This window comes from Sphingorhabdus sp. (genome assembly GCF_050921905.1).
GTDB lineage: Bacteria > Pseudomonadota > Alphaproteobacteria > Sphingomonadales > Sphingomonadaceae > Sphingorhabdus_B.
Genome location: NZ_CP050888.1, coordinates 419858 through 444744 on the forward strand (window position 1 = coordinate 419858; position 24887 = coordinate 444744).

A 24887-nucleotide genomic window follows, 5' to 3' on the forward strand; every position below is an offset into this window, starting at 1 on the left:
CTGATAACTCTGGTCATCGCTGCCTTTGACTTGAGCGTCCAATCCGCTAAAGGCCGCGGCTGACCTATTCATTCCCGTGGAGTTTCTTATGCGCGCCGACGCAGAAGGCTATGTTGCCCGCATTGATGCCGCCCTCAACCTCGTCAAGATGTCGCTTGACTGGGATCGCGCTTTACGTCGCTTGGATGAACTGAATGCCAAGGTTGAGGACCCGACCTTGTGGGATAATCCAAAGGCCGCCGAAGACGTTATGCGCGAACGCCGCCGGTTGGATGCGGCCATTGGGACTGTGCGCGAAATCGACGCCGATAAGGCGGGCACGGTTGAACTGATCGAGCTTGCCGAGATGGAAGGCGACGCCGAGTTGGGCGATGAAGGTGCCGCCGCATTGAAAGCATTGGCAGACCGTGCCGACCGCGACAAGGTCTCTGCATTGCTGTCGGGCGAAGCAGACGGCAACGACACCTTCATTGAAATTCATGCGGGCGCGGGTGGCACCGAGAGCCAGGATTGGGCCGAAATGCTTCAGCGCATGTATTATCGCTGGGCCGAACAACGCGGGTATAAGGTCGAAATGGTCGATTATCAGGCGGGTGATCAGGCAGGCATCAAATCCGCCACTCTGCTGGTGAAAGGCGAAAATGCCTATGGCTATGCCAAGACCGAAAGCGGCGTCCACCGTTTGGTCCGTATTTCACCTTATGACAGCGCGGCAAAGCGGCATACGAGCTTTTCAAGCGTTTGGGTGTATCCGGTGATCGACGACAATATCGACATTGAAATCAACGAAGGCGATTTAAAGATCGATACCTACCGCGCGTCAGGCGCAGGCGGGCAACACGTCAATACGACTGACTCGGCCGTTCGCATCACGCACAAACCATCGGGCATCGTCGTTGCCAGCCAGAACGACCGCAGTCAGCATAAAAACCGCGCCACCGCGATGGGCATGTTGAAAGCGCGGCTTTACGAAGCCGAATTGCGCAAACGTGAAGAGGTCGCGAGTGGCGAATATGCGGCTAAGACCGAAATCGGTTGGGGCCACCAAATCCGCTCCTACGTGCTTCAACCCTATCAAATGGTCAAAGACCTGCGCACTGGCGTTACGTCACCGACGCCAAGCGACGTGCTCGACGGCGACCTAGACAATTTCATCGCCGCCGCGTTGGCCCAGCGGGTAACAGGTGAAGCGGTTGCGGTTGAGGATGTGGATTGAGTACCACATCCTCATATTACCTATTGTACGATAGAAAAATCAAAAACGCGGAAAGTCGCATTGGCTCCTGAACCAACCCCGCCAGATATAAATCCATACTCTCCCGGAGTTAGTGGGAGCGTTGGTGTGATCTTATAGACACCCGGTTTTATCTGTGAGACTTCAAAGTCGCGTTGATCTTTGTCGCGTAATCCAGCTTTACTTCCGCCGAGACCAACGCTGCCGATGACTGCTTCTCTTTTATCTTTTTTCGTCTCAAACCGAATCAGTGAAAATTCTTGAGGAGATGTTACTGCACCTCCGTATGCACCAAGGCCTTGGGCCGCTTGGTCGAAGTAGAAGTAGAATACCGGTCGAGCCTCGCTTGTGCGTACATCCGCTTTTGCACCGTTCACGCCGGCTTTAATGCGCATTCCACTTAGTCCGCTGGTTAAGATTGAGCCTAACATACCGGATGTCCGCGCTTGGTTTGTCGTCGTGGATTCAATCCTCGTCATCTTTTCCTTTCCGGCAAGATAGACGCCGGACGGGTGGGGCACCATTGGGTCAGGAGAGTCGAGTGACATTTCAGGCTGGGCTGCTGCAGCCGATGTCGTGATCATAGCCGCTAGGACTTGGCCTGACACACCGCGTTGTCTCAGCTTGATTACAGTATCTGTTGATAATTCAAAGTTTGAAGTCGATGACTTTATTTTGGCAATTACCACTTCGTCACCAAGTCCGGCATCAATCAGGGCAAGCACTGATTCATTGTTAAGTGTTTCTGCGGCGACGGGGTTTGATAAAGCCAATGCTAATGCAAATGATGTAAGCGCGATATTAAATTTCATTGTATCCCCCGTTGAAAATTAACGTTTTCGTATTTTGGGACTAAAGCAAGCTACGTACGTTGTTTCGCCTTCAACGCCGTTATCCCAGATTATCCTGTTGATAATCAGCCGGATATATGAAATAAAACTTACGGCCGGTCCAGCGCAAAATGGAGTATAAAATGCGTTGGATTATCACCTTAGGTTTCTCTTTATCTCTAATGCTCAATTGCAGTGCTCATGCCCTGAGCGGGAAGGCTGTACCGGTTTTCGAAGGCGATGTTGATCGCGCCTACGTTGTTGTCGGAGAGGTTAATGATAATTTGCGCAAGCATTTTGCTTTCCAGGCCGATCCGACCAAGGAGAAAATTTACGCTGAAATCTGGGAGCGCGGCAGAAAGATGGGTGCCGATGCGGTCATACATGCCAAGTATGGTGAGACGAGACGCACGTTGTTTAACAATGGACGCACGCCGATTTCCGGAACTGCGATCAGATATACGGACGTAGGCAAGAAGCGTTAAGATGCTTTAACCCCCCGGCGAAGCAGCGCTCCCTGCTAGCAATCCGCCGTCCAAATGCACTTCGCTGCCGGTCATATAGCTTGCATCGTCTGACGCTAGCAAAAGGGCGATGGCGCCCCCTTTGCTGCGAACGCTGCCCAACATGCTCCATGCTAAAAAACTTAGTTGACGCTTGCGTCAAGTGCGTGGGCACCTTAATCAGTCGATTAAATGCCTATCGTAACGGAGCCCACTTCATGACCGATTCTCCCGCCAAATCCGGTCCGTTAAGCGGCATAAAGATTGTCGAACTATCTGGAATTGGGCCGGGGCCTTATGCTGGCCAATTGCTGGCGGACATGGGTGCGGATGTGATTGTCATCGACAGGCCGGGTGGCGCAATCGTGCCCAAGGCCATTGATGCGCGCGGTAAAAAATCCATGATCCTTGATTTGAAGAAACCCGAAGCGGTTGCCGCATTGTTGAAGCTGGTTGAGTCCGCGGATGTCTTGATTGAAGGACTGCGGCCTGGTGTGACGGAACGGATGGGGGTTGGCCCCGATGTCTGTCACACGGTCAATCCTGGTCTTATTTATGGCCGGATGACTGGCTGGGGCCAAACGGGTCCGTGGAACCAAATGGCCGGGCATGACATTAATTATATCGGCATGACGGGTGTTTTGAACGCGATTGGCAAGGACGGGCAGCCACCGGTTCCGCCGCTCAACATGGTGGGCGATTTTGGCGGCGGGTCGATGTTTCTCGTCAACGGTATCCTTGCCGCTTTGGTCGAACGCGCACGGACGGGTAAAGGCAATATAGTGGATGCGGCGATTGTCGATGGCACCAACAGCCTGATGAGCTTTGTGCATGGCATGGCAGGGCTTGGCCAATGGCGCACGCAGCGCGAGGCAAATTTGCTCGACGGGGCGATGCCATTCTACCGTTGTTTTATGACGTCTGACGGCAAGTTTATGGCCGTTGGCTGCATTGAACCGCAGTTTTTCGCCGCGATGATGGAGCGGTTGCCCGTCGACAAGGACGTATATGGCGGTCAGCATGACCGCACGGCTTGGGCTAAGCAGCATGAACTGCTGGAAGATGTGTTCGCGACCAAAACGCGCGACGAATGGGAAGCGATTTTTGCCGGAACCGACGCCTGTGTAACGCCCGTGCTGGATTATGTCGAAGCCGCATCCCACCCCGCAAACGCCGCGCGGCAGGCCTTTGTGCAGGATGGTCGTTGGTTGCATCCCCAGGTTGCGCCGCGACTTGCAACGCAGCCACTGGCTACCCATTTCGATATCGCAACAAAAGGCGGCGATTATGCCGACATATTGACCGAGGCTGGACTCGGTGATCAAGAAATCTCCCAACTGATCGCGGCAGGCGCTGTGGTCGTAACCAAGGACTAAATATGACCGAAGCCTATATTTATGATGCGGTGCGTAGCCCGCGTGGCAAGGGGCGCCCTGATGGCGCGCTGCATGAAATTACGCCTATCGATCTGGCATCGCAGGTCTTGGCCGCGATCCGCGACCGCAATGGTCTGTCGGGCGAAGAGATTGAGGATGTGGCCTTTGGCTGTGTCTCCCCTGTGGGTGAGCAAGGCGCGGTTATCACGCGTACCGCCATTCTTGCCGCGGGATATCCGCACACGACGTCGGGGATTCAGGTGAACCGTTTCTGCGGTTCCGGCCTTGAAGCGTCGAACATCGCTGCGGCAAAAGTGAAGTCGGGCGAATGCGATCTAGCGGTTGGCGGCGGCATTGAATCGATGAGCCGCGTGCCCATGGGTTCAGACGGCGGCGCATGGCCCATCGATCCGCGTTCGGCGATTGCCAATTACTTCATCCCGCAAGGCATTTCTGCTGATCTTATTGCCACCAAATATGGTTACAGCCGCGATGATGTTGATGCCTATGCTGTTGAAAGCCAGAAGCGCGCTGGCCGTGCATGGGCCGAGAAGCGCTTTGCGCGTTCGATTCTGCCCATCAAGGACGTCATTGGTGAGGTCGTGCTGGACCATGACGAATTGATGCGCCCGCAAACCGATATGCAGTCCTTAGGCGCGTTGGCCCCCGCATTCCAGATGATGGGCACGATGATGCCCGGTTTTGATGACATTGCCATCATGCGCTATCCCGACGTCGAAAAGATCAATCATGTTCACCATGCTGGCAACAGTTCGGGTATCGTCGATGGCTCGGCGGCTGTGCTCATCGGAACCAAGGAAGCTGGCGAAAAATATGGCCTTAAGGCGCGGGCGCGGATCGTATCGATGGCATCTATCGGTTCGGAACCTGCCATCATGCTTACCGGCCCCGAATTTGCTGCGCAAAAGGCGCTGGCGCGCGCAGGCATGAACAAAAGCGACATTGACGTATGGGAATTGAATGAAGCTTTTGCTTCGGTTGTCCTGCGTTTCATGGAAGCGATGAACATCGATCATTCGGACATCAACGTGAACGGCGGCGCAATCGCCATGGGCCATCCGTTGGGTGCAACGGGTGCGATGATCCTAGGGACTGTATTGGATGAGCTGGAGCGGTCCGGCAAGTCGACCGCGCTCACCACCTTGTGCATCGGCGCAGGCATGGGCACCGCAACCATCATCGAACGCGTGAATTAACCTAGTTTTGTCATCCTCGCGAACGCGGGGATCCATAGTCCGGCACGTCAGCGTAAACCGACGGATATGGCCATGGACCCCCGATCAAGCCGGGGGTGACAAAGTTTTAGATTGGCGCGAAAACGCGCGAACAAGGAACGAAGATATGACTTACAAAACTTTCTCCGTCGATATCGACGCCGATGGCATTGCACTTTTGACCATCGATCTACCCGACGCCTCCATGAATGTTTGGAATGGCGCGTTGATTGAAGAATTCGCCAAATGGGTTGATGATTTCACGACCAACGACGCCGTTAAAGGCGCGGTCATTACCTCGGGCAAGAAATCCGGTTTCTTGGCGGGCGCTGACCTTACTATGCTGGGCGGCGCGAAGGCGAACAGCACCAAAGAAGCTTTTGACCAGGCATTTGCGTTGAACGCATTGCTGCGCAAAATGGAAACGGGCGGTCAGTCGGCCAAGGACCTGAGTTCCGGCAAAGCTTCGGCCAAGCCAGTGGCTTGCGCGCTGAATGGACTTGCCTTGGGCGGCGGGCTTGAGCTGGCTTTGGCGTGCCATTATCGCGTCGTTGTTGACCATCCGAAAATTCAGCTTGGTATGCCAGAAGTCATGCTGGGCTTGCTGCCCGGTGGCGGAGGCACACAACGGACGCCGCGCCTGATTGGCCTGCAGAATGCAGCGATGATGATCATTCAAGGTAAGGCGCTCGATCCGGCTACAGCAAAGGCACAAGGCCTGGTCCATGACGTCGTGCCAGCGGCGGACCTGATTGCGCATGCGAAGGCATGGGTCAAAGCCAATCCGAAGGTCACGGCACCTTGGGATAAGAAGGATTTCAAATTCCCGGGCGGGGCAGGGGCAATGGACCCGCGCGCCGTGCAATTATTCGTTGGCCTCAACGCCATGGCGCATAAGGAAAGCAAGGGCAATTTCGATGCCATAAAGGCGATTTTGTCCTGCTTGTATGAAGGATCGATCCTGCCATTCGACACCGCGCTGCGGGTGGAATCGAAATATTTCACCAAGTTGCTTTCGGGCAGCCAAGCGAAGAACATGATCCGCACTTTGTTCATCAACAAGCAGGCTGCTGAAAAGGGTGCTGGCCGTCCCGCAGGCGTGCCACCGGTTGAGATCAAGAAGGTTGGCGTGTTGGGTGGCGGGCTCATGGGTTCGGGTATCACCCACGTCACCGTCAAGGGCGGCATGGACGTTGTCGTTCTCGACCGCAGCTTGGAAGACGCCCACAAGGCCGTCGATTACAGCCGCAAGATCATCGACAAGGCCGTCAGCCGTGGCAAGATGACAAAAGAAGCCGGTGACGCCTTCATGGCGCGTATTACGCCGACCGATAATTATGACGATTTGAAAGACGTTGACCTCATCATCGAAGCCGTTTTTGAACGTCCCGATGTAAAGGCAGACGTTATCAAGAAAGCCGAAGCTGTCATCGGCCCTGATGTTGTGTTCGCGTCGAATACGTCCACGTTGCCGATCACTGGCCTCGCCAAAAACTCGTCACGGCCGGAACTGTTTGTCGGGCTGCACTTTTTCTCACCCGTTGAAAAGATGCCTTTGCTTGAAATCATCCCTGGCGCGTTGACGGGTGATCGTGCCTTGGCGGCGGCGTTTGACTATAACGCCAAAATCAAGAAGACCCCGATTGTCGTAAAGGATGTCCGCGGCTTCTTCACCAATCGCGTGTTCCCGCCATATATGGGTGAGGCGATGAAGCTGGTGACGGAGGGCGTGAAGCCCGCTTTGATCGAAAATGCAGCCAAGGCACTTGGCATGCCCATCGGCCCGCTGGCGTTGCTCGATGAAACCACGCTGCAACTGGGCTATGACGTTATGCAGTCAACCAAGAAGGAATTGGGCGACGCCTATCAACCAAGCGGCACCGAAGACTTTATGGAGTTGATGGTGGTCAAGCTTGGCCGAAAGGGGCGCCGCTTTGGCTCTGGCTTTTATGACTATGATGACAAGGGCGAGCGCCTGAGCCTATGGCAGGGCATGGCCGAGCATTATCCGCTCGCCGCCGAACAACCTTCGGTCGAAGAGGTGAAGCAGCGTTTGTTGTATATCCAACTGATTGCGACGGCACAGTGCTTTGAAGAAGATGTTGTCAAAGACCCGCAAAGCGCGGATTTGGGCGCGATATTTGGTTGGGGCTTTGCACCTTATACGGGCGGTCCCATGAGCTATATCGATACGGTCGGGATGGAAAATTTCGTCCGTACCGCCGACAATCTTGCGCAACGTTTCGGAAGCCGTTTTGCACCGCCGAAAAGCTTCCGCGAGATGGCGGACAAGGGCGAGACTTTGTATAAAGCTGCTGCATAAAAACCAGAAAGCAAGGCACAAAAAAGGGCGACCTCCACGCGGAGGCCGCCCTTTTTGTTTGTGTCGTTTATTTAGAACTTGGCGCGGACGGTCAGGCCGTACATGCGGGGTTCTTCCACGAAACCGATCAACGAGCGTGCACCAGCTGCGCCACGCAGCGGCGTATTGGCCGTAATGCCGCGTGTGATTTCATTCGTCAGGTTGGTACCCCAAAGCTCGAACGTGTAACGGTCATCAGGTGTGGTAAGCCCGATGCGTGCGTTCATCTTGAAGTAGTTTTCCTGCCGAGCGAGCGGCACGGGCAGATTGTTCGTGTCGGTGTCAATTGTCCGTGTCGTGCGGCTATCGGAATAGTTCACATTGCCATTGACCAACAAACTCCACCCCGAGTCATTCAAAGGACCGTCGTAAGTCATACCGAAAACGCCAGCAAATTTAGGCGCGTTCGTCAGATCTTGACCGCAAAGTCGCAATGTGGATGGGAGGGCTGCGGCTGCTACGCCATCCGCACAGTTTCCGGGATAGCGCGCATTGGCGTATGTGGCCGACATATTCGCAGCGATATGATCGCTCAACTTGCCAAACAACTCCAGTTCAGCACCCGTAGACCGCGCCGAATTGACGTTGAAGGTCAGGAACTGGACGCCTGTAAATTCAAGCACCTGGAAGTCGCTCATCTTCATATCGAACAAAGCCAAATTGGCCTTGATGCCTCCAAACAAAGTTGCCTTTACGCCTAATTCGATCTGGTTGACCTTTTCCGATTTGAAGCTCGGATCTGCATAAACCCGTGTTGTCGTTTGGCCGGCAAGAATGGCAGCCGAGTTCTGCAAGGTTGCCGACTGTGGATCGAGGTTGAAACCACCCGATTTGAAGCCATGGCTGTAACCGGCGTAGAGCAACAAATCTTCGTTCGCCTTATACCCAAGTTGCGCAGTATAGGTGATCTCGTCGTCTTTGAACTCCTGTGTCCACTGACGCGGCAACGGCAACCATCGACTTGCCAAACCACCCCCCAATGCTGCCGGAGCAGTAAGGGCAACCGATGTTGCAAATGGGAAGCAGTTGATACCAATCAAACCTGCACGTGCGGGGGCAGGGACTGCGCCGCTCAATACACCATTCACACTCGCTTGGCACGCACTTGCACCTGCACCGGTCGTTCCGGCAAGCTGGTTGAATGAAGCGTCCTTAGTTTCATTCACATAACGTGCGCCGAGCGTTAAGCTGAGCTTATCCGTGAAGTTAATGACATTATGCGTGAACACCGACCAGCTTTTTGCATCCTGCAGGAACCGGTTTTCGGCATAGTTGCCATTGGCATTAACTGGGACACCGGCATTGCCGAAAGCGGTTAACGTAAACAATGGGTTTGAACCAAAACCAGCTGGCGGACCGACCGCCGTGGCTGGACCGAAGTTAAAGGCGCTTCCGGTCTTCTGGAAATCGGCATTGAGGGTCATCGTCTGGTCGGCACGGATTTTCTCACTGGAGTAAAATCCGCCGAGCAACCAGTCGAGGTGATCGTTAAACGCCATGCCCTGCAAGCGCAATTCCTGCGTAAAGGTTTTGATATGGTCACCCGACGGCAAAATACCGGCGCGCGACGTCGGTGCGCCATTGCCAACCGTGTAAGTGTCGTTGGCGGTGAAGCCACCGACCGTTGTCGAGTTCGTATCGAACTTACGATATGCGGTAATCGAGGTCAGCTTTACGCCACCCAAGTCCCATTTTAGCTCGGCCGAGGTGCCCCATTGCTTGGAGCCGTTCAGATAGGGGCCGCCGTTGATCGACAAATTCTTGAGAGCGCTCATTCCGGACTGATCGACGCCATCGCTTAATAGTCCGTTGGCGGCAAAGAAAGGCGCCAGTTCGGTTTCGCGAACAATAACGGCTTCGCAGCATTGTTCATCAGTCTTGGCATAATCCGCCAGCAAACGGATGCTCACATCGGCATTGGGTTCAATATAAAGCTGGCCGCGCAGCATATAGCGGTCACGATCATTGCTCTCCACGCCAGCGGGGGTTTTCAGATAGCCGTCGCGTTTGCGCCATGTACCAGACAACCGAACACCGGCAACGTCAGTGGCAACAGGCACGCTGACGCCAGCTTGGAGATTCATGAAATTGTAATTGCCGTAACTGGCGTTCGCAAAGCCCTCGACTTCGGAAAGGTTCGGCCGTTTTGTGGTTACGTTCAACGCACCAGCAGATGTGTTGCGGCCGAAAAGCGTGCCTTGAGGACCACGCAGAATTTCAAGGCGCTCAAGGTCGACAAGATCACCCAAAGCAACGCCCGGACGTGACTGGTATACACCGTCGATGAATACGCCAACCGAGCTTTCAAGGCCAGTATTGTTGCCGGTGGTGCCGACGCCGCGGATTTTAATTGAGGTGCCCTGCGTTTCGGTTTGCGATGATTGAATGTTAAAACTGGGCGAAATGGACGCCAGGTTCTTGATGTCATTGATCCCCTGACGCTCAAGTGCCTCTGGCGCGACTGCAGTCACAGCGAGCGGAATGTCTTGCACATCCATCGCACGCAATGTTGCGGTCACGATAATGGGTTCATCACCACTATCTTCTTCGGCTTGGGCTGTTTGGGCATAGGCTGCGGGCATTATCATAACGCTGCAGATGGTGCTGCATAAGGCAGCAGTAATAACACGATTAAATCGACGCATTTCTCTCTCCTCCATTTAACCGACAACCCATTGGCATTTGCTGCTCATATAAGGCTGGCGGCGCTCTCAACGCTTCCCGGTTGGGTACATCCAGGAAGAACAACTCTCTGACCTTTACATACTATCGCCGAAATTTTACAAATCCAGCAATTTAATCGCGCGATTGAAATTAGGGTCAGGACCACTTAAATCCACCTTCGCGGCGTCAAAATGGCAAAGATATCGAAGTAAAATGTCCGCCGCAGGCAATCATTCTGCCTGCAAGGGCATTTTGCCTCGAGATCGAAGCCATTTTGGCGTCCTTCGGATTTGACCCATTTTGTTCATTGCCGCGTTGGCAAGCTTGGACTTAGAACCACTAAGCCCTGCGCTTACCGCCTTGCACTGAACAATATGGCCTCAAACCGCGAAGGTGGATTTAAGTGGTCCTGACCCTATCACTTTGCTGTGGCTTTTGCGTCTTTTGACGCTAATCATCGCTGGCTATGTTTGACCGCCCCACGATCTTGGACGAGGCATTTTCCCGCCGCGTCGCTGCCCATGACTTTCCAACCCCGCGTTTAGAAAATGCGGCTCCAACAGCAGCTGCCCATCTGCTTGTTGATTTGTTCGACACACAAATCATGAGCCGCCATCTCGACCTTTGGGCGCGGCGTTCCAAGGGCAAGACTTTCTATTCGATTGGCAGTTCGGGGCATGAGGGCACTGCGGCCATGGCCGCCGCAACACGCTCGACCGATATGGCATTCCTGCATTACCGTGATGCTGCGTTCCTGATCCAGCGTAAGAAGCAAGCCGGCGGCCTGACGCCCTTGCATGACATGGCCTTGTCCTTCGCCGCGTCAGCCGATGACCCGATTTCGGGCGGACGGCACAAAGTATTGGGATGCGCCCACACCTTTGTTCCGCCGCAAACCAGCACGATTGCCTCACATCTGCCTAAGGCCGTGGGTGCGGCGCATTCGCTTGGCATGGCGCAGCGGCTGCAGCTTGCTGACGCGGTCCTGCCGCATGACTCGATAATCCTATGTTCGTTCGGTGATGCGTCCGCGAACCATTCAACGTCGCAAGGAGCGTTCAACGCCGCATGTTGGGCGGCGTATCAGCATCTGCCCATGCCGATTGTGTTCCTGTGTGAGGATAATGGCATTGGGATTTCCGTGCGCACACCGGGCGGGTGGATCGCGGCCAATTTCGCGCATAGGCCGGCGCTGCATTACATTAGCTGCGACGGTGCGGACATGAACGATGCCTTGCGCGGATGCGCAGAAGCGGTGACCTATGCCCGCACGCGGCGCAAGCCGGTTTTCCTGCACATGCAGACGATCCGACTGATGGGGCATGCCGGGGCGGACGTTGAATTAAGCTACGCCCCTATTGCACAGATCGAGGCGGCTGAGGCGCAGGACCCCTTGCTACACAGCGCGCGTATCTTGCATGAACAAGCGGGCATGTCAGGCGCGGAGATAGTTGCGCGCTATGAAGATATGCGTGCCCGGGTCGATAGCGTGGCACGCGATGCGCTGGCGAAGCCGCGACTATTGAAGGCGGCAGGGGTTATGGCGTCGATTGAACCAACGAAATCCGAAAAGCCGCCGCAACCCTCGCCCGATGCGGCGAAACGTGATGCCCTGTTCGCGCATGACGCGCGCAACCTGGCCAAGCCAGCGACCTTGGCCAAGAGCATCAATTTTGCCTTGGCGGACATCATGCTGCAATATCCCAATGTCGCGGTGTTTGGCGAAGATGTTGCGCGCAAGGGTGGCGTTTATGGCGTGACGCAGGGGTTGCAGGAGAAATTTGGCGCCACGCGTGTGTTCGACACGTTGCTGGACGAACAAACGATCTTGGGCCTCGCCATTGGTATGGCGCATAACGGCTTTGTGCCGATCCCCGAAATCCAGTTTTTGGCCTATCTGCACAATGCCGAAGATCAGATCCGTGGCGAAGCGGCAACCTTATCCTTCTTTTCAAACAAGCAATATCGCAACCCGATGGTCATCCGCATTGCTGGCCTGCCCTATCAAAAGGGGTTTGGCGGGCATTTCCACAATGACAATAGCCTGGCCGTCCTTACCGATATTCCCGGCATCATCGTCGCTTGTCCGTCCAGCGCCGCTGACGCGCCAGCGATGTTACGGGAATGCGTCCGTCTGGCGCATGAGGACGGGCGGGTCGTGGTCTTTATTGAGCCTATTGCGCTCTATCATATAACCGACCTGCAACAGCCGGGCGACGGTGCGTGGACTGCACCTTATATGGCGCCAGATCAGGACAATGTTATTTCGCTCGGTGCGCTCGGTCAATTTGGCAAAGGTACTGAACTTGCGATCATAACATACGGAAATGGTTTTTTTCTGTCGTGTCAGGCGGCGGATGAGTTGAAGGCGGGAGGAATTGACCTGCGGATTATCGATCTACGCTGGCTGCACCCGTTAAATGCCGAGGCGATTGTTGCGGCGGTGGCGGATTGCGGGAAAATTTTGATAGTCGATGAATGCCGTAGGTCGGGAAGCCTCAGCGAGAAGTTGATGACCCTATTGACCGAGGCAGGACGCGGCGATGCCGTCAGCCGGATTACGGCAGAGGATTGCTTCATTCCGTTGGGACCAGCGGCGGAACTGGTTTTGCCAAGCAAAGCGTCCATAATCGAAGCCGCACAGGCGGCGGTGGTATGAAAAAACGCGCTTTAGTCATCTGCCCAGGACGCGGGACGTATAACGCCGCAGAGCTTGGCTATCTTCGGGCGCATCATGCGGCACACGGGGACATAATTGCCACCGTGGACGCAGTTCGGGCGGGGAAGGGGCAGGTGACTGTCTCGCAGCTTGATAGTGCAGACAAATACACGCCATCGGTGCATATGACCGGCGATAATGCCTCGGCGTTGATCTATGCATGCGCAATGGCGGACTTCGCCGCGATTGACCGCGCACAATACGACATTGTCGCGATCACCGGTAACTCCATGGGTTGGTATCTGGCATTGGCTTGCGCGGGCATCGTCGATCTTGCGGGCGGGGCGCGGCTCGTCAACAATATGGGCGGGATCATGCATCAGCATGGAACCGGCGGGCAGATTGTCTGGTCAATCGTCGATGATGACTGGAAAATTAGCCAAGACAAAATGTTTTTTGTCAGTAACTTGTTGAAGGAAGTGCAGACAGCATCACACATTAATGTCCATATTTCCATTCGCTTGGGCGGGATGATTGTGTTCGCCGCAGACGACGCCGGGTTGAAATGGCTGATGGAGCGGCTGCCCAAAGACGACCGCTTCCCGCTGCGCCTTATGCACCACGCCGCATTCCATAGCCCCTTGCTGAACCACATCGTTCCAATGGCGCGGGCCGAAAACCCAATGACCGATTTCGGGGCTGGTGAAATTCCCGCGATTGACGGGCAGGGCCGGATTTGGTCCCCGCGCGCGTTCAGCCATGAGGCCATTTATGACTACACACTCGGCGCGCAACTGACCGACAGCTATGATTTTACCCGCGCAGTTCAGGTCGCAGCCGCCGAATTCGCGCCCGACACGATCATTGTCCTTGGCCCCGGCACGACCTTAGGCGCACCAACGGTTCAGGCGCTGATCGCTTCGGGCTGGCGCGGTCTGTCGAGCAAAGCGGACTTTCAGGCGCGGCAGCAGGATGAACCGATCCTCATTTCCATGGGCATGGCCGAACAGCGCGCTTGGGCACAAAGCTAGGGTCAGGACCACTTAAATCCACCTTCGCGGTTTGAGGCCATATTGTTCAGTGCCAGGCGGCAAGCGCAGGCTTAGTGGTTCTAAGTCCAAGCTTGCCAACGCAGCAATGGACAGTATGGGTCAAATCCGAAGGACGCCAAAATGGCTTCGATCTTAAAGCAAAATGCCCTTGCAGGCAGAATAACTGCCTGCGGCGGACATTTTCCTTCGATATCTTTGCCATTTTGACGCCGCGAAGGTGGATTTAAGTGGTCCTGACCCTAAGTCTTGCATACGAATAAGCGCTAGACGCCCCGCCGCTTCCGGATAAAGGGAGGGACGAATTGCAAGGCGATTGTCTGGTGCCTTGCCAGGAGATCGACGGAATGCGGGACCATAGTTCAACCTTGCTGCTGTTCGGGGCGACGGGCGACCTTTCGCGCCGAATGCTGCTGCCGTCCTTATACGCATTGCATGCCGATGGCTTGATCGATCCGAACTTGCGAATATTTGGCACCGCCCGAAGTCCCCTGACCGACGAGGCCTTCCGCGACATGGCGCGTGCGGCATTGTGCGAATTTCTACCCGATGATCGCAAGGCCGAAGGGTTGATTGATGCCTTCTTGCTGCGTTTGCATTATGTCGCGCTGGATGCGTCCAATCCTGATGGCTTTGACGAGCTGGCGGCGACAATTGGTGATATCTCGGGGGGTGTGTCGATCTTCCTGTCCACAGCGCCGTCTTTGTTCGAAGCGACGATCAAGGGCCTAGATTATGCCGGGCTTTCGGGCGAGAATGTCCGTATTGGTCTCGAAAAACCCTTGGGCAATGATCTTGCGTCCTCGTGCCACATCAATGACGCCGTCAATGCCGTATTCCCCGAAAAACGCACCTTCCGCATTGACCATTATCTGGGCAAGGAAACCGTTCAGAACCTGATGGCGTTACGCTTTGCCAATATGTTGTTTGAACCATTGTGGAATGCCAATGCCATCGAACATGTGCAGATTACCGTGAGCGAAACTGTCGGACTTGAGGGGCGCGCGGGCTTTTACGATGACACGGGCGCGCTGCGGGACATGGTGCAGAACCATATGCTGCAATTGCTCGCACTGACCGCGATGGAGCCGCCCGCCAGCCTTGATGCCACCGCCATTCGTGACGAAAAGGTCAAGGTTCTGCGCGCGCTCCGTCCTGTGGCCGAAGGCGACGTTGTGACCGGTAAATATACCGAAGGCGCGGTCCAAGGCGATGCGGTCAAAAGCTACGAAAGCGATCTGGGTAAAGCGTCCGACACCGAAACATTTGTTGCGATAAAGGCTTATGTCGACAATTGGCGTTGGCAGGGTGTTCCGTTTTTCCTCCGCACCGGCAAACGCCTGCCCGAACGGCGCAGTGAAATTGTTATCCAATTCAAGCCCGTGCCGCATAATGTGTTCCGCGACCGTGGCGGTAAACTTGAGGCAAATACGCTTATCATCCGTTTGCAGCCGGAGGAATATGTGCGGTTGTTGGTGATGGCAAAAGAACCCGGACTGGATCGGGGCGGGGTTACTTTGCGCGAAGTGCCGCTGGATTTGTCGCTAACGGCAGCCTTTGCCGGATCGCGCAGGCGGATTGCGTATGAAAGACTGCTTCTCGACCTCATAGAAGGCGACCAGACGCTATTTGTCCGCCGGGATGAAGTTGAGGCACAGTGGGCATGGATCGATGCCATACGGGCGTTGTGGAACGCCACGGCACTTAAGCCGAAGGCCTATGGCGCGGGAAGCTGGGGTCCGAATGCGGCGATTGCGCTGACTGAACGCGATGGAGTGAGCTGGCATGAGTAAATTGCACTTCACCATTGAGGCCGTCACTGCGCGGATTATTGAACGCTCCAAGCCGGGGCGTCAGGCCTATCTCGACCTGATCGCCAAGCAACGCGACGCTGGTGTTAACCGCCCGGTTTTAAGCTGCGGTAACCTTGCGCATGGCTTTGCCGCCAGTGGCGAGGACAAGGCGTCGATCCGCGATGGCAAGGCAATGAATATCGGCATTATCAGCGCGTATAACGATATGCTCTCCGCGCATCAGCCTTATGGCCGTTATCCAGAGCAGATGAAAATTTTCGCGCGTGAGGTTGGCGCTACCGCGCAAGTTGCAGGATCAACGCCTGCCATGTGCGATGGTGTCACGCAGGGGCAGGATTCGATGGAGCTGTCGTTGTTCAGCCGCGACGTAATCGCGATGGCAACGGCGGTAGGTCTGAGCCATGGCATGTTCGAAAGCGTCGCGATGCTGGGCATTTGCGACAAGATTGTGCCTGGTCTGTTGATCGGCGCTTTGCGCTTCGGCCATTTGCCGACCATCCTTGTGCCAGCCGGGCCCATGCCGTCGGGCCTTGCCAACAAGGAAAAACAACGCGTTCGGCAGCTTTATGCGGAAGGCAAGGTTGGCCGCGCCGAATTGCTTGAGGCGGAGGCCGCGTCTTATCATAGCGCGGGCACCTGCACCTTTTACGGCACCGCAAATTCAAACCAGATGATGATGGAAGTGATGGGGCTGCATATACCCGGTTCCGCCTTTATCAACCCCGGCACGAAATTGCGGACCGAATTGACCCGTGCCGCCGTCCATCGCCTGAGTAAAATTGGGTGGGATGGCGATGATTATCGTCCCTTGGGCCTTTGCGTGGATGAAAAGGCTATTGTGAACGCATGTGTTGGCTTGCTCGCAACGGGTGGTTCAACCAACCATGCACTGCATATTCCGGCAATCGCGCGGGCGGCGGGGATCATTATTGATTGGGCAGATTTGGACCAACTGTCCTCTGCTGTGCCGCTCATTGCGCGGGTCTATCCAAATGGCTCTGGCGATGTGAACCATTTCCACGCGGCGGGCGGCATGGGTTATGTCATTCGGGAGTTGATAGATGCCGGCCTGCTGCACCGCGATATCATGACGGTCGCAGGCAATGATTTGGCTGATTATGGGCGTGAGCCAATGTTGGAGGATGACCGGCTTGTCTGGCGGGATGCGCCAGCCGTCACTGCCGATGACACTATGCTGCGTCCACCATCTGCGCCGTTCAGCCCCGATGGCGGGATGCGTTTGGTGACGGGCAATTTGGGCCGCGCAACATTTAAGACCAGCGCAGTCGATCCTGCCCGCTGGACCATAGAAGCGCCCGTCCGCGTGTTTCATGACCAGAATGACGCATTGGCAGAATTCAAGGCGGGCGAATTGGATCGTGATGTCATTGTCGTCATCCGTTTCCAAGGGCCCGTCGCGAACGGCATGCCCGAATTGCACAAGCTGACCCCGCCCTTAGGCGTGTTGCAGGATAAGGGCTTTAATGTGGCGCTCGTAACCGATGGCCGCATGTCCGGCGCGTCGGGCAAAGTGCCTGCCGCGATCCATTTAAGTCCGGAAGGGGCGCGCGGCGGAGCTATCGCCAAGCTTCAGGATGGTGATATCATTCGGCTCTGCGCGAATACCGGAACATTGTCGGTTCTGGTCGACGCAGATATTTGGGCGGCCCGCGCGCCAGCGCCGACGCCCGCACGGCATATTGGCACCGGGCGTGAGCTGTTCGCGTTGATGCAGGCCGGCGCGGATGAGGCGGAGAAAGGCGGGTCGGCCATGTTGGCGGTTGCTGGACTATGACGGCTATCGTCGCTGTCGATATCGGCGGAACCCATGCCCGCTTCGCAATTGCCGAAGTTATGGACGGCCGCGTGCTTGCCTTGGGCGAAGCGGTGACGCTGAAAACCGCTGAACATGCGAGTTTCCAGACGGCGTGGCAGGAATTTGAACGGATCAATGGTGCGCCACTTCCCCGCGGGGCGGCAATTGCGATTGCGGGGCCAGTGGACGCCGATGTCATCAAGTTTACCAACAATCCATGGATCATCCGCCGTTCGATGGTGTGCGAGAAATTGGACGTCGACAGCTTTGTCATCGTCAATGACTTCGGCGCGGTGGGCCATGCAGTTGCGCAGGCGGGGCCAGAGCACTTTCAGCATTTGACGGGGCCGGATCAGGACTTTGCTACGGACGGCACGTTGAGCATTATAGGGCCGGGAACTGGTCTTGGCGTGGCGCATGTCTGGCGCAGGGGCAGCGCCTATAATGTGCAGGCGACCGAAGGCGGGCATATCGATTTCGCCCCGCTAGATGCGATTGAGGACGCTGTTTTGGCGCGGTTGCGCAAACGTTACCGCCGGGTATCGATCGAACGCGTGGTGTCTGGACCAGGCCTTGTCGATCTCTATGAAACGCTTGCCGGGATTGAGGGGCGTGCGGTCCAGCAATATGATGACAAGACCTTGTGGCAAATGGGAATGTCAGGCGAGGACAGCCTTGCCGCCGCAGCGGTTGACCGCTTCTGTCTATCGCTTGGCAGTGTGGCAGGTGACATTACGCTCGCGCAGGGAGGGTTTGCTGGCGTTGTGATTGCGGGCGGGCTGGGCTTACGGATCAAAAATAGCCTCATCCGTTCGGGCTTTGCCGAACGGTTTCGCGCAAAGGGCCGCTTCGAAGGGCTGATGTCCGCCATCCCGGTAAAACTGATCACACATCCCCAACCCGGCCTTTTTGGCGCAGCGGCCGCCTACGCCCAGCAATATATTTGAGGATTTACACCATATGGTCGCAATAGAAAAAATCATACGCACCGCGCCCGTTATTCCGGTGTTGGTCATTGAAGATGCCGCGCATGCGCGTGATATAGCGCAGGCGCTAGTGGCAGGAGGGCTTCGCGTGCTTGAGGTCACCTTGCGCACGGCTGCCGCCTTGGACGCGATTGCCGAGATGAAGAAGGTCCCCGGCGCGATTGTCGGCGCTGGCACTATCATCGATGTACCCGGTCTCGAATGCGCGATCGCCGCTGGCGCTGAGTTCATTGTATCGCCTGGCCTCACCAACAATTTGGGTAAGGCAGCCATCGCCAAAGGCATACCTTTCTTGCCCGGCATCGCCAGTGCCAGCGACATCATGCGCGGGCTAGATTTGGGACTGAAGCATTTCAAATTCTTCCCGGCAGAGGCTAATGGTGGCCTTCCCGCGCTCAAGGCTCTCATTGGGCCATTCGGCCAGTGCCAATTTTGCCCAACGGGTGGTATAAAACAGGACACAGCGGCAGATTGGTTGGCGGTGCCGGAAATTTTATGTGTTGGCGGTAGCTGGCTTGTTGGTAAAGGCGTTCCAGATGTTGCCGCGATTGAATCGGCAGCGCGTGCCGCATCGGCATTACGGAACTAACGGAGACGCAAGGCATATGGCCGAAGAAATCGAATGGTGGGATTTTGACGCTGCGGAAGATCTGATTGAGGCCGTTGTCGGCGACGTCAGCTTCATCATCGAAAGCGCATTGGATGCCCGTGGTCAGGCATTGGTGGCATTCCCCGGCGGCTCAACGCCTAAACCGATTTTGGAAAAGCTTGCTCAAGCCAATATTCGTTGGAAAAATGTTACGATTATCCCAACCGATGACCGATTGGTACCTGTGGACAATCCCTTGTCCAATGTGGCGATGATTGCCAAAATCTTCATTCCAAAAGGTGCGCGGGTGTTGCCAATCGCAAGTGATGCCGCCGATCATAAACTGGCGGGCAGCGCGGCGAATGCACGGTTGGCGGACCTCCACTGGCCGCCGGATTTGGTCTGGCTCGGCATGGGCACAGATGGTCATACGGCATCAATCTTCCCCGGTCCTGATTTGGAATCGGCGATGGACAGCGGCAAAGATGTGCGCGCTGTAGGCGTTGCGCCCGATCCGTTACCACCCGAAGCGCCCGTCAATCGGGTGACATTAACAGGCGCAGCCATTGGCGCGGCGCGGACCGCGATTTTGGTGATCAACGGTGCCGATAAGCGCAAAGTGCTTGAAACGGCAATCGAACAGGGTGGAAAGTCGACCTATCCGGTTGGCCGCGTGCTTGACAAAATTGTCGTGCCTGTCGACATTTACTGCCTCGACGACTGATTAGGCTCGGCGCAGTTTGCCGGGGATAGTCGTTGCGTTCAGTTTCTTAAGATAAGGCGGGATATCCAATTCGGAGACCGCAACGGGTTTGCGCGCATCTTTCGGATTGATCGGATTTTCGAACGCGATGCCCACGCGCCCCTCGGTGACCCACGCTATTCGCCCACTGACCCAACCAATGTTGTGCAGGTTCACTTCGACAAGCTCGCCGCGCATTGGGCCAGTTGGGAGTTCGGCCATTAAGCCACCGGCGGACAGATTTCGGATGCGTACGGGCCGTTCTTCTTGTGTATTTGGAAAACGTAATACTGCCGTCAGCAAAAGGCTATCGCGATTCACGCTACGCTTTGCATCAGAGAATAATGTATCGCTTAATGGGTCGTCCATATTACAGCGCCAAACAAGATTAGTGTTAATTCGGCCTTGCACACTGGCAACAAAACATCGCCAAAAGGTTAATGCGGCCTACTTTCCCAGCATTCTGCGCTAATTATAACCAACCGTGGTAAGCTGAAGCGCCTTTTAATCGTCGCGTGAAACGCGTTCTTGCCGTTCGTGGCGCTCCTGCGCTTCGAGGGTCATTGTTGCAATCGGACGGGCGCGCAGGCGTGCGAGCGAAATAGGCTCGCCGGTCACTTGGCAGTAACCATATTCGCCCTCAGTGATGCGACGCAAGGCGGCCTCGATTTTGGCGATAAGCTTACGTTGGCGGTCGCGGGTACGAAGCTCTATACCCCAATCGGTTTCGCTCGAAGCGCGATCGTTGAGATCTGGCTCACGCATGGGGCCATCCTGAAGCTGGTTCAGCGTTCCTTGTGCCTCCGCCAAGATGCTATTTTTCCAGTCAACGAGCTGCTTTTCAAAATATCTTAATTGCCGATCGTTCATAAATGGCTCGTCGTCGCCAGGAACATATGAATCGTCGAAGCCAAAGTCAGCAGCGTTTGTTTCGTTGGTCGTATCTTGAGGCTTGGCGCTCACGCCCATCGTAATTCTCCACCCCCAGGGCAGCCCCTCCAGAACGAAGTAGTCTGCGTCCAATCCACACTTGGCGGCGCTATAGACTCGGGCCAAATGCGGCACAAGCCAAATGTGACGTGGTGTCGTCAATTGGGCAAAAGCTTTGGAAAGTGTCCAAACGCGGACTGGTTTGCGTTTATGCATGGGCAATTTCGCGTTCAATTGCTCAGTTCGCTTCGAAAGCATCCGTTGCTTCTTTGTGCGGGCAGTCGTTCCGCTAAGAAAATGATGGCAAGCCACATTGTGTAAGTGCCGCGCAAACGCCGCCTACTTTGCGTCGCCCTTTTTCATTGCGAAACCGCCGCTCGCGGGGCATAGCCTGCCGTCATGCATGACCTAAAATATATCCGTGAAAATCCAAAAGACTTTGATGCTGCATTGATGCGCCGGGGCGCTGAACCCGTTGCCGCGTCTATCCTCGCTTTGGACGAAAACCGGCGCGCAATCTTGACTGAGATGCAAAATGCGCAGGCCCGCCGCAACGATGCGTCAAAATCCATCGGCGCAGCCATGGGCAAGGGCGATACCGCAACGGCGGAGGTGTTAAAGGCCGAAGTTGCCCAGTTAAAAGATATTTTGCCGCAGTTGGAAGAACGCGAACGTGCGGTGGGCATCGAACTCGACGCCTTGCTTGCGGGTTTACCGAATTTGCCCGCTGCTGACACCCCCGATGGCACAGATGAGACCGGGAATATCGAAATTGCCCGCTGGGGCGAACCACGGGAGTTTGATTTCGAACCCCGCGACCATGCTGATATCGGTCCCGCCCTTGGTCTCGACTTTGAAACCGGCGTTGCCATTTCGGGCGCGCGGTTCACCTTCATGCGGGGGCAGATGGCGCGCTTGAACCGCGCGCTTGGCCAATTCATGCTCGACCATCAGACTACGCAGCGCGGCTATACCGAGTGCGCTACGCCTTATTTGGTGCGACAGGAATCTTTGTTTGGAACCGGGCAGCTTCCGAAATTTGCCGAAGACAATTTTCAGACAACCGATGGCCGCTGGCTGATTCCTACTGCTGAAGTGTCGTTGACCAACAGCGTGCGGGAACAGATTTTGGACGAAAGCGCCCTGCCGATCCGGCTGACGGCGCTGACCCCATGTTTTCGATCCGAAGCTGGCGCCGCCGGCCGCGATACCAAGGGCCTCATTCGCCAGCACCAGTTTGAAAAGGTGGAGCTGGTTTCCATCGTCCGGCCCGAAGACAGCGCGGCAGAACATGAACGCATGGTGCAAAGCGCCGAAGGCATATTGCAAGCGCTTGAATTGCCGTATCGAAAGATGCTGCTCTGCACCGGTGATATGGGCGCAAGCGCACGGCGGACCTATGATCTCGAGGTCTGGTTGCCGGGCCAAGGGCTATACCGCGAAATCTCTAGCTGCTCGAATTGCGGTGACTGGCAGGCACGTCGGATGAATAGCCGTTATCGGCCAGCCGAAGGCAAGGGCAATGTCTTTGTTCACACTCTGAACGGCTCCGGCCTTGCGGTTGGCCGCACACTCGTTGCGGTACTTGAAAATCATCAGCAGGCCGATGGTAGCGTCTCTGTTCCGGCGGCTTTGCTGTCCTATATGGGCGGGCTTAGAAAGTTGGAGGCGACCGTTTGATGCGTATATTGTTGACCAATGATGATGGCGTGAATGCGCCAGGCCTTAAGGTGTTGGAGGCGATTGCCCGCACGATCAGCGATGATATATGGATCGTTGCGCCTGCGGAGGAAAACTCGGGCGCCGGTCATTCGCTTACCTTGACCAAGCCTGTGCGCATTCGCCAGCATGGGGATAAGCATTACTCGGTTGCAGGCACGCCTACGGACTCCGTAATGCTTGGCATTGGCGTGATCATGAAGGATGCGAAACCTGACCTGATCCTGTCCGGCGTGAACCGTGGTGCCAATTTGGGGGATGACATTACTTATTCCGGCACTGTTTCTGCCGCGATGGAAGGGGCGTTGGCGGGCATTCGTTCTATCGCACTGAGCCAAGTCTATAGCAAAGAAGGCATGGCCGACGCTGTCCCCTTTTCGGCGGCGGAAGCGTGGGGCGAAAGCGTCCTTCGTCCGTTGCTCGACATGCCAAATACGCCGCGGACATTGACCAACATCAACTTTCCGCCTCTGCTGCCGCAAGACGTGAAGGGGATCAAAGTCGCACGTCAGGGTTTTCACGACTATAGTCGTGGGTCAATTGTCAAAGGTACTGATCCGCGCGGATATGATTATTATTGGTTTGGCCTCCATGGCATGTTGCACACGCCGGGCCATGACACCGACCTTGAGGTTATTGAAGATGGCTATATTGCCGTGACCCCCCTGCAACTTGACCTGACGCACCATGAATCTTTGGGAACATTGCAGCAAAGATATGGCGGCTAAGGGGGTCGAGGATGCAGTTGAGGTTGATGGCAGTGTCGAAGTCCACAAGCCCTGCCGGAGGTAAGTTCTCTAAGCTATATGGGTCCATTCATGGCTGATCCTGACATCCCTTCCAAATTAAGAGTAGCGCTTCGCCGTGCAAGCAAGTTGCCGGTATGGGCGGACGTGCTCCTTCGGCTGTCGCTGGCGTTCTTTCTGATTTTGCTGGTTATCATCATTCACTGGTTTGACAGGGCTGGTTTGAAAGACAATCATGACGGTGTAATCAGCTTTCTGGACGTCGTCTATTTCACGATGATTTCGGTCACGACGACGGGGTTTGGCGACATTGCCCCTGTCTCAGACCGATCACGCTTTATCGAAGCGATTATCGTGACGCCGGTACGCATTGCCGTCATCTTTATTTTCGTAGGTACAGCCTATAACTTTGTCATCAAACGCAGTTGGGAAAAATGGCGCATGAAAAAGATTCAGCAAACCTTGTCCGGACATATTGTGACATTGGGTTTCGGCATCAGCGGTTCGCAAGCCGTTAATGAGCTCATCAAGCGCGGAACCAAGCCCAAAGACATCGTGGTAATTGATTGCAGCGAGGAACGGCTTGCCGAGGCAGAATATCTGGGTTGCAATATTTTGTGCGGTGATGGCACGCGAGACGAAATTCTAAACGCCGTTCGCATTAAGCAGGCGTCATCGGTGATTGTTTCTGCCGGACGCGATGATGCGTCAATCTTGATGGTGCTGACTGTTCGCCATCTGTCGCCCAATGTGCCAATCAGCGTCGTTATACGTGCTGACGATAACGAATTGCTCGCGCGTCAGGCCGGGGCAACGACGGTTATCAATCCGGTCAGTTTTACCGGGTTGTTGTTGGCCAGTTCGTGCCATGGCGAACATATTTCGGAATATTTGACAGATTTGGCGTCTGTCGGCGGCGAGGTCATTATCAAGGAACGTGAAGTAACGCCAAGCGAAGTTGGCAAAAGCTTACGCGATTTGCCCGAGGGAATTGGCCTCCGCATTTACCGTAACGGCGTGAACTTTGGCTTTTGGCAGCCCGAAGCGCAAAAATTGGAAGCCGGCGATTTGCTCGTGCAGATCATCCCTTCAGAAGCTTAGGGTCAGGACCACTTAAATCCGCCTTCGCGGCGTCAAAATGGCCTCAAACCGCGAAGGTGAATTTAAGTGGTCCTGACCCTAATGCCCAAGTAACAGAAAAACCAATCCCATTGCCGCGTAAAACACGAGCCAATACCCCGCATCAATCGCGAACAACCGGCCCGATTTGCGCGAAAACAGATAATTGGTGCCAATGGCGGGGATAATATAGCCAAGCGAAATGCCGACAGATATCATCAGTGTAGAACGTGCATTTGTATCAAAAAATGCTAGCAAATGGCCAAGGAAAACGGCCGATAGCACCGAAAAGGCAAAGGTCAGGCCATAGATTTTCAGCATATTGCCACCGCGCAGTTGCTCCTCGGTAAATCCATGCTCCGCCATCCACGCTTTACCGAACAATGGCCCATACCATAAGCCACCAATCAAAAAGCCCGTCGCGGCGGCCACAAGTATCGCCAACAGATTTGCGTTTGCCATCCATATCCCTTTCGTCATTTCGCGCCTTAATCATGCGCTTGTTCACTAGCCG

20 protein-coding genes and 1 pseudogene are annotated in these 24887 nt (G+C 55.4%); 15 read left to right on the plus strand and 6 right to left on the minus strand.

Annotated features, from left to right (window positions below; genetic code table 11):
* Positions 1–88: 88 nt before the first annotated feature.
* A complete protein-coding gene (prfB, locus tag HEQ18_RS02020; protein ID WP_397605939.1) occupies positions 89–1216 on the plus strand; it encodes a peptide chain release factor 2 in 1128 nt (375 codons plus the stop codon).
* Positions 1217–1236: 20 nt separating this feature from the next.
* Here prfB and HEQ18_RS02025 read toward each other — a convergent pair whose 3' ends face one another.
* Positions 1237–2046, minus strand: a complete 810-nt coding sequence (locus HEQ18_RS02025; RefSeq protein WP_432815320.1) for a hypothetical protein — start codon at positions 2044–2046, stop codon at positions 1237–1239.
* 161 nt (positions 2047–2207) lie between these two features.
* Here HEQ18_RS02025 and HEQ18_RS02030 point away from each other — a divergent pair, with 161 nt between their 5' ends.
* Complete coding sequence (locus HEQ18_RS02030) at positions 2208–2549, plus strand: hypothetical protein (RefSeq protein WP_397605941.1); 342 nt, start codon at positions 2208–2210, stop codon at positions 2547–2549.
* Positions 2550–2555: 6 nt separating this feature from the next.
* Here the strand turns inward: HEQ18_RS02030 and HEQ18_RS02035 are convergent.
* Positions 2556–2663, minus strand: a pseudogene (locus tag HEQ18_RS02035) (short-chain dehydrogenase); the annotation flags it as partial.
* Between the two features lie 122 nt (positions 2664–2785).
* Here HEQ18_RS02035 and HEQ18_RS02040 point away from each other — a divergent pair.
* The 3 genes from HEQ18_RS02040 to HEQ18_RS02050 all read left to right on the plus strand — a co-directional run bounded on the left by HEQ18_RS02040 (position 2786) and on the right by HEQ18_RS02050 (position 7501).
* On the plus strand, positions 2786–3943 hold the full coding sequence (locus tag HEQ18_RS02040) for a CaiB/BaiF CoA transferase family protein (RefSeq protein ID WP_432815321.1): 1158 nt from the start codon (positions 2786–2788) through the stop codon (positions 3941–3943).
* 2 nt (positions 3944–3945) lie between these two features.
* Positions 3946–5160, plus strand: coding sequence for an acetyl-CoA C-acetyltransferase (locus tag HEQ18_RS02045; protein ID WP_432815322.1), 1215 nt, complete (start codon positions 3946–3948; stop codon positions 5158–5160).
* A 145-nt stretch (positions 5161–5305) separates the two neighbouring features.
* Positions 5306–7501 (plus strand): 3-hydroxyacyl-CoA dehydrogenase NAD-binding domain-containing protein, encoded by a 2196-nt coding sequence (locus HEQ18_RS02050; RefSeq protein WP_432815323.1) that lies wholly within the window; start codon positions 5306–5308, stop codon positions 7499–7501.
* A 71-nt stretch (positions 7502–7572) separates the two neighbouring features.
* On the opposite strand, the gene HEQ18_RS02055 is transcribed toward HEQ18_RS02050, so the two are convergent.
* On the minus strand, positions 7573–10122 hold the full coding sequence (locus HEQ18_RS02055; protein ID WP_432815324.1) for a TonB-dependent receptor: 2550 nt from the start codon (positions 10120–10122) through the stop codon (positions 7573–7575).
* A gap of 548 nt (positions 10123–10670) precedes the next feature.
* Here HEQ18_RS02055 and HEQ18_RS02060 point away from each other — a divergent pair.
* From HEQ18_RS02060 to pgl, 7 genes are all read left to right on the plus strand, one after another.
* The gene (locus HEQ18_RS02060) at positions 10671–12863 is read left to right on the plus strand and encodes a thiamine pyrophosphate-dependent enzyme (RefSeq protein WP_432815325.1); all 2193 of its coding nucleotides are present in this window, start codon (positions 10671–10673) and stop codon (positions 12861–12863) included.
* On the plus strand, positions 12860–13894 hold the full coding sequence (locus HEQ18_RS02065) for an ACP S-malonyltransferase (protein ID WP_432815326.1): 1035 nt from the start codon (positions 12860–12862) through the stop codon (positions 13892–13894). The genes HEQ18_RS02060 and HEQ18_RS02065 overlap by 4 nt, the downstream gene beginning before the upstream one ends.
* 365 nt (positions 13895–14259) lie before the next feature.
* The gene (zwf, locus tag HEQ18_RS02070) at positions 14260–15705 is read left to right on the plus strand and encodes a glucose-6-phosphate dehydrogenase (RefSeq protein ID WP_432815327.1); all 1446 of its coding nucleotides are present in this window, start codon (positions 14260–14262) and stop codon (positions 15703–15705) included.
* Positions 15698–17521 carry a phosphogluconate dehydratase gene (gene edd, locus HEQ18_RS02075; protein WP_432815328.1) on the plus strand — a complete coding sequence of 608 codons (1824 nt, stop codon included), beginning with the start codon at positions 15698–15700 and terminating at the stop codon, positions 17519–17521. The genes zwf and edd overlap by 8 nt, the downstream gene beginning before the upstream one ends.
* Entirely contained in the window at positions 17518–18489 is a 972-nt protein-coding gene (locus tag HEQ18_RS02080) for a glucokinase (RefSeq protein WP_432815329.1), read from the plus strand. Before edd ends, HEQ18_RS02080 begins: the two co-directional genes overlap by 4 nt.
* Positions 18490–18502: 13 nt before the next feature.
* Positions 18503–19117, plus strand: a complete 615-nt coding sequence (eda, locus tag HEQ18_RS02085; protein WP_432815330.1) for a bifunctional 4-hydroxy-2-oxoglutarate aldolase/2-dehydro-3-deoxy-phosphogluconate aldolase — start codon at positions 18503–18505, stop codon at positions 19115–19117.
* A gap of 16 nt (positions 19118–19133) precedes the next feature.
* Positions 19134–19841: a 6-phosphogluconolactonase gene (gene pgl / locus HEQ18_RS02090; protein ID WP_432815331.1), complete on the plus strand. Its 708-nt coding sequence runs from the start codon at positions 19134–19136 to the stop codon at positions 19839–19841.
* Here pgl and HEQ18_RS02095 read toward each other — a convergent pair whose 3' ends face one another.
* Both HEQ18_RS02095 and dksA read right to left on the minus strand, forming a co-directional pair.
* On the minus strand, positions 19842–20228 hold the full coding sequence (locus tag HEQ18_RS02095) for a PilZ domain-containing protein (protein WP_432815332.1): 387 nt from the start codon (positions 20226–20228) through the stop codon (positions 19842–19844).
* A gap of 135 nt (positions 20229–20363) precedes the next feature.
* Positions 20364–20729 carry an RNA polymerase-binding protein DksA gene (dksA, locus tag HEQ18_RS02100; protein ID WP_296199528.1) on the minus strand — a complete coding sequence of 122 codons (366 nt, stop codon included), beginning with the start codon at positions 20727–20729 and terminating at the stop codon, positions 20364–20366.
* 459 nt (positions 20730–21188) lie between these two features.
* On the opposite strand from dksA, the gene serS reads away from it, so the two are divergent.
* The 3 genes from serS to HEQ18_RS02115 all read left to right on the plus strand — a co-directional run bounded on the left by serS (position 21189) and on the right by HEQ18_RS02115 (position 24355).
* Positions 21189–22469: a serine--tRNA ligase gene (gene serS, locus HEQ18_RS02105; RefSeq protein WP_432815333.1), complete on the plus strand. Its 1281-nt coding sequence runs from the start codon at positions 21189–21191 to the stop codon at positions 22467–22469.
* The gene (surE, locus tag HEQ18_RS02110) at positions 22469–23236 is read left to right on the plus strand and encodes a 5'/3'-nucleotidase SurE (RefSeq protein WP_432815334.1); all 768 of its coding nucleotides are present in this window, start codon (positions 22469–22471) and stop codon (positions 23234–23236) included. Before serS ends, surE begins: the two co-directional genes overlap by 1 nt.
* Before the next feature lie 90 nt (positions 23237–23326).
* The gene (locus HEQ18_RS02115) at positions 23327–24355 is read left to right on the plus strand and encodes a potassium channel family protein (RefSeq protein WP_432815335.1); all 1029 of its coding nucleotides are present in this window, start codon (positions 23327–23329) and stop codon (positions 24353–24355) included.
* A 78-nt stretch (positions 24356–24433) separates the two neighbouring features.
* Here the strand turns inward: HEQ18_RS02115 and HEQ18_RS02120 are convergent, their stop codons facing one another.
* Positions 24434–24835 carry a DUF1761 domain-containing protein gene (locus tag HEQ18_RS02120; protein WP_432815336.1) on the minus strand — a complete coding sequence of 134 codons (402 nt, stop codon included), beginning with the start codon at positions 24833–24835 and terminating at the stop codon, positions 24434–24436.
* Positions 24836–24887 lie beyond the last annotated feature (52 nt).

Excerpts from the sequence above, each read along its gene's own strand:
- HEQ18_RS02045 (WP_432815322.1), top strand. The coding sequence starts at position 3,946 with ATGACCGAAGCCTATATTTATGATGCGGTGCGTAGCCCGCGTGGCAAG.
- prfB (WP_397605939.1), top strand. The coding sequence starts at position 89 with ATGCGCGCCGACGCAGAAGGCTATGTTGCCCGCATTGATGCCGCCCTC.
- HEQ18_RS02050 (WP_432815323.1), top strand. The coding sequence starts at position 5,306 with ATGACTTACAAAACTTTCTCCGTCGATATCGACGCCGATGGCATTGCA.
- HEQ18_RS02120 (WP_432815336.1), bottom strand. The coding sequence starts at position 24,835 with ATGGCAAACGCAAATCTGTTGGCGATACTTGTGGCCGCCGCGACGGGC.
- eda (WP_432815330.1), top strand. The coding sequence starts at position 18,503 with ATGGTCGCAATAGAAAAAATCATACGCACCGCGCCCGTTATTCCGGTG.
- HEQ18_RS02095 (WP_432815332.1), bottom strand. The coding sequence starts at position 20,228 with ATGGACGACCCATTAAGCGATACATTATTCTCTGATGCAAAGCGTAGC.
- pgl (WP_432815331.1), top strand. The coding sequence starts at position 19,134 with ATGGCCGAAGAAATCGAATGGTGGGATTTTGACGCTGCGGAAGATCTG.
- HEQ18_RS02055 (WP_432815324.1), bottom strand. The coding sequence starts at position 10,122 with ATGCCCGCAGCCTATGCCCAAACAGCCCAAGCCGAAGAAGATAGTGGT.
- zwf (WP_432815327.1), top strand. The coding sequence starts at position 14,260 with ATGCGGGACCATAGTTCAACCTTGCTGCTGTTCGGGGCGACGGGCGAC.
- HEQ18_RS02080 (WP_432815329.1), top strand. The coding sequence starts at position 17,518 with ATGACGGCTATCGTCGCTGTCGATATCGGCGGAACCCATGCCCGCTTC.
- dksA (WP_296199528.1), bottom strand. The coding sequence starts at position 20,729 with ATGAACGATCGGCAATTAAGATATTTTGAAAAGCAGCTCGTTGACTGG.
- HEQ18_RS02025 (WP_432815320.1), bottom strand. The coding sequence starts at position 2,046 with ATGAAATTTAATATCGCGCTTACATCATTTGCATTAGCATTGGCTTTA.
- surE (WP_432815334.1), top strand. The coding sequence starts at position 22,469 with ATGCGTATATTGTTGACCAATGATGATGGCGTGAATGCGCCAGGCCTT.
- HEQ18_RS02065 (WP_432815326.1), top strand. The coding sequence starts at position 12,860 with ATGAAAAAACGCGCTTTAGTCATCTGCCCAGGACGCGGGACGTATAAC.
- HEQ18_RS02115 (WP_432815335.1), top strand. The coding sequence starts at position 23,327 with ATGGCTGATCCTGACATCCCTTCCAAATTAAGAGTAGCGCTTCGCCGT.
- HEQ18_RS02060 (WP_432815325.1), top strand. The coding sequence starts at position 10,671 with ATGTTTGACCGCCCCACGATCTTGGACGAGGCATTTTCCCGCCGCGTC.
- edd (WP_432815328.1), top strand. The coding sequence starts at position 15,698 with ATGAGTAAATTGCACTTCACCATTGAGGCCGTCACTGCGCGGATTATT.
- HEQ18_RS02040 (WP_432815321.1), top strand. The coding sequence starts at position 2,786 with ATGACCGATTCTCCCGCCAAATCCGGTCCGTTAAGCGGCATAAAGATT.
- HEQ18_RS02030 (WP_397605941.1), top strand. The coding sequence starts at position 2,208 with ATGCGTTGGATTATCACCTTAGGTTTCTCTTTATCTCTAATGCTCAAT.
- serS (WP_432815333.1), top strand. The coding sequence starts at position 21,189 with ATGCATGACCTAAAATATATCCGTGAAAATCCAAAAGACTTTGATGCT.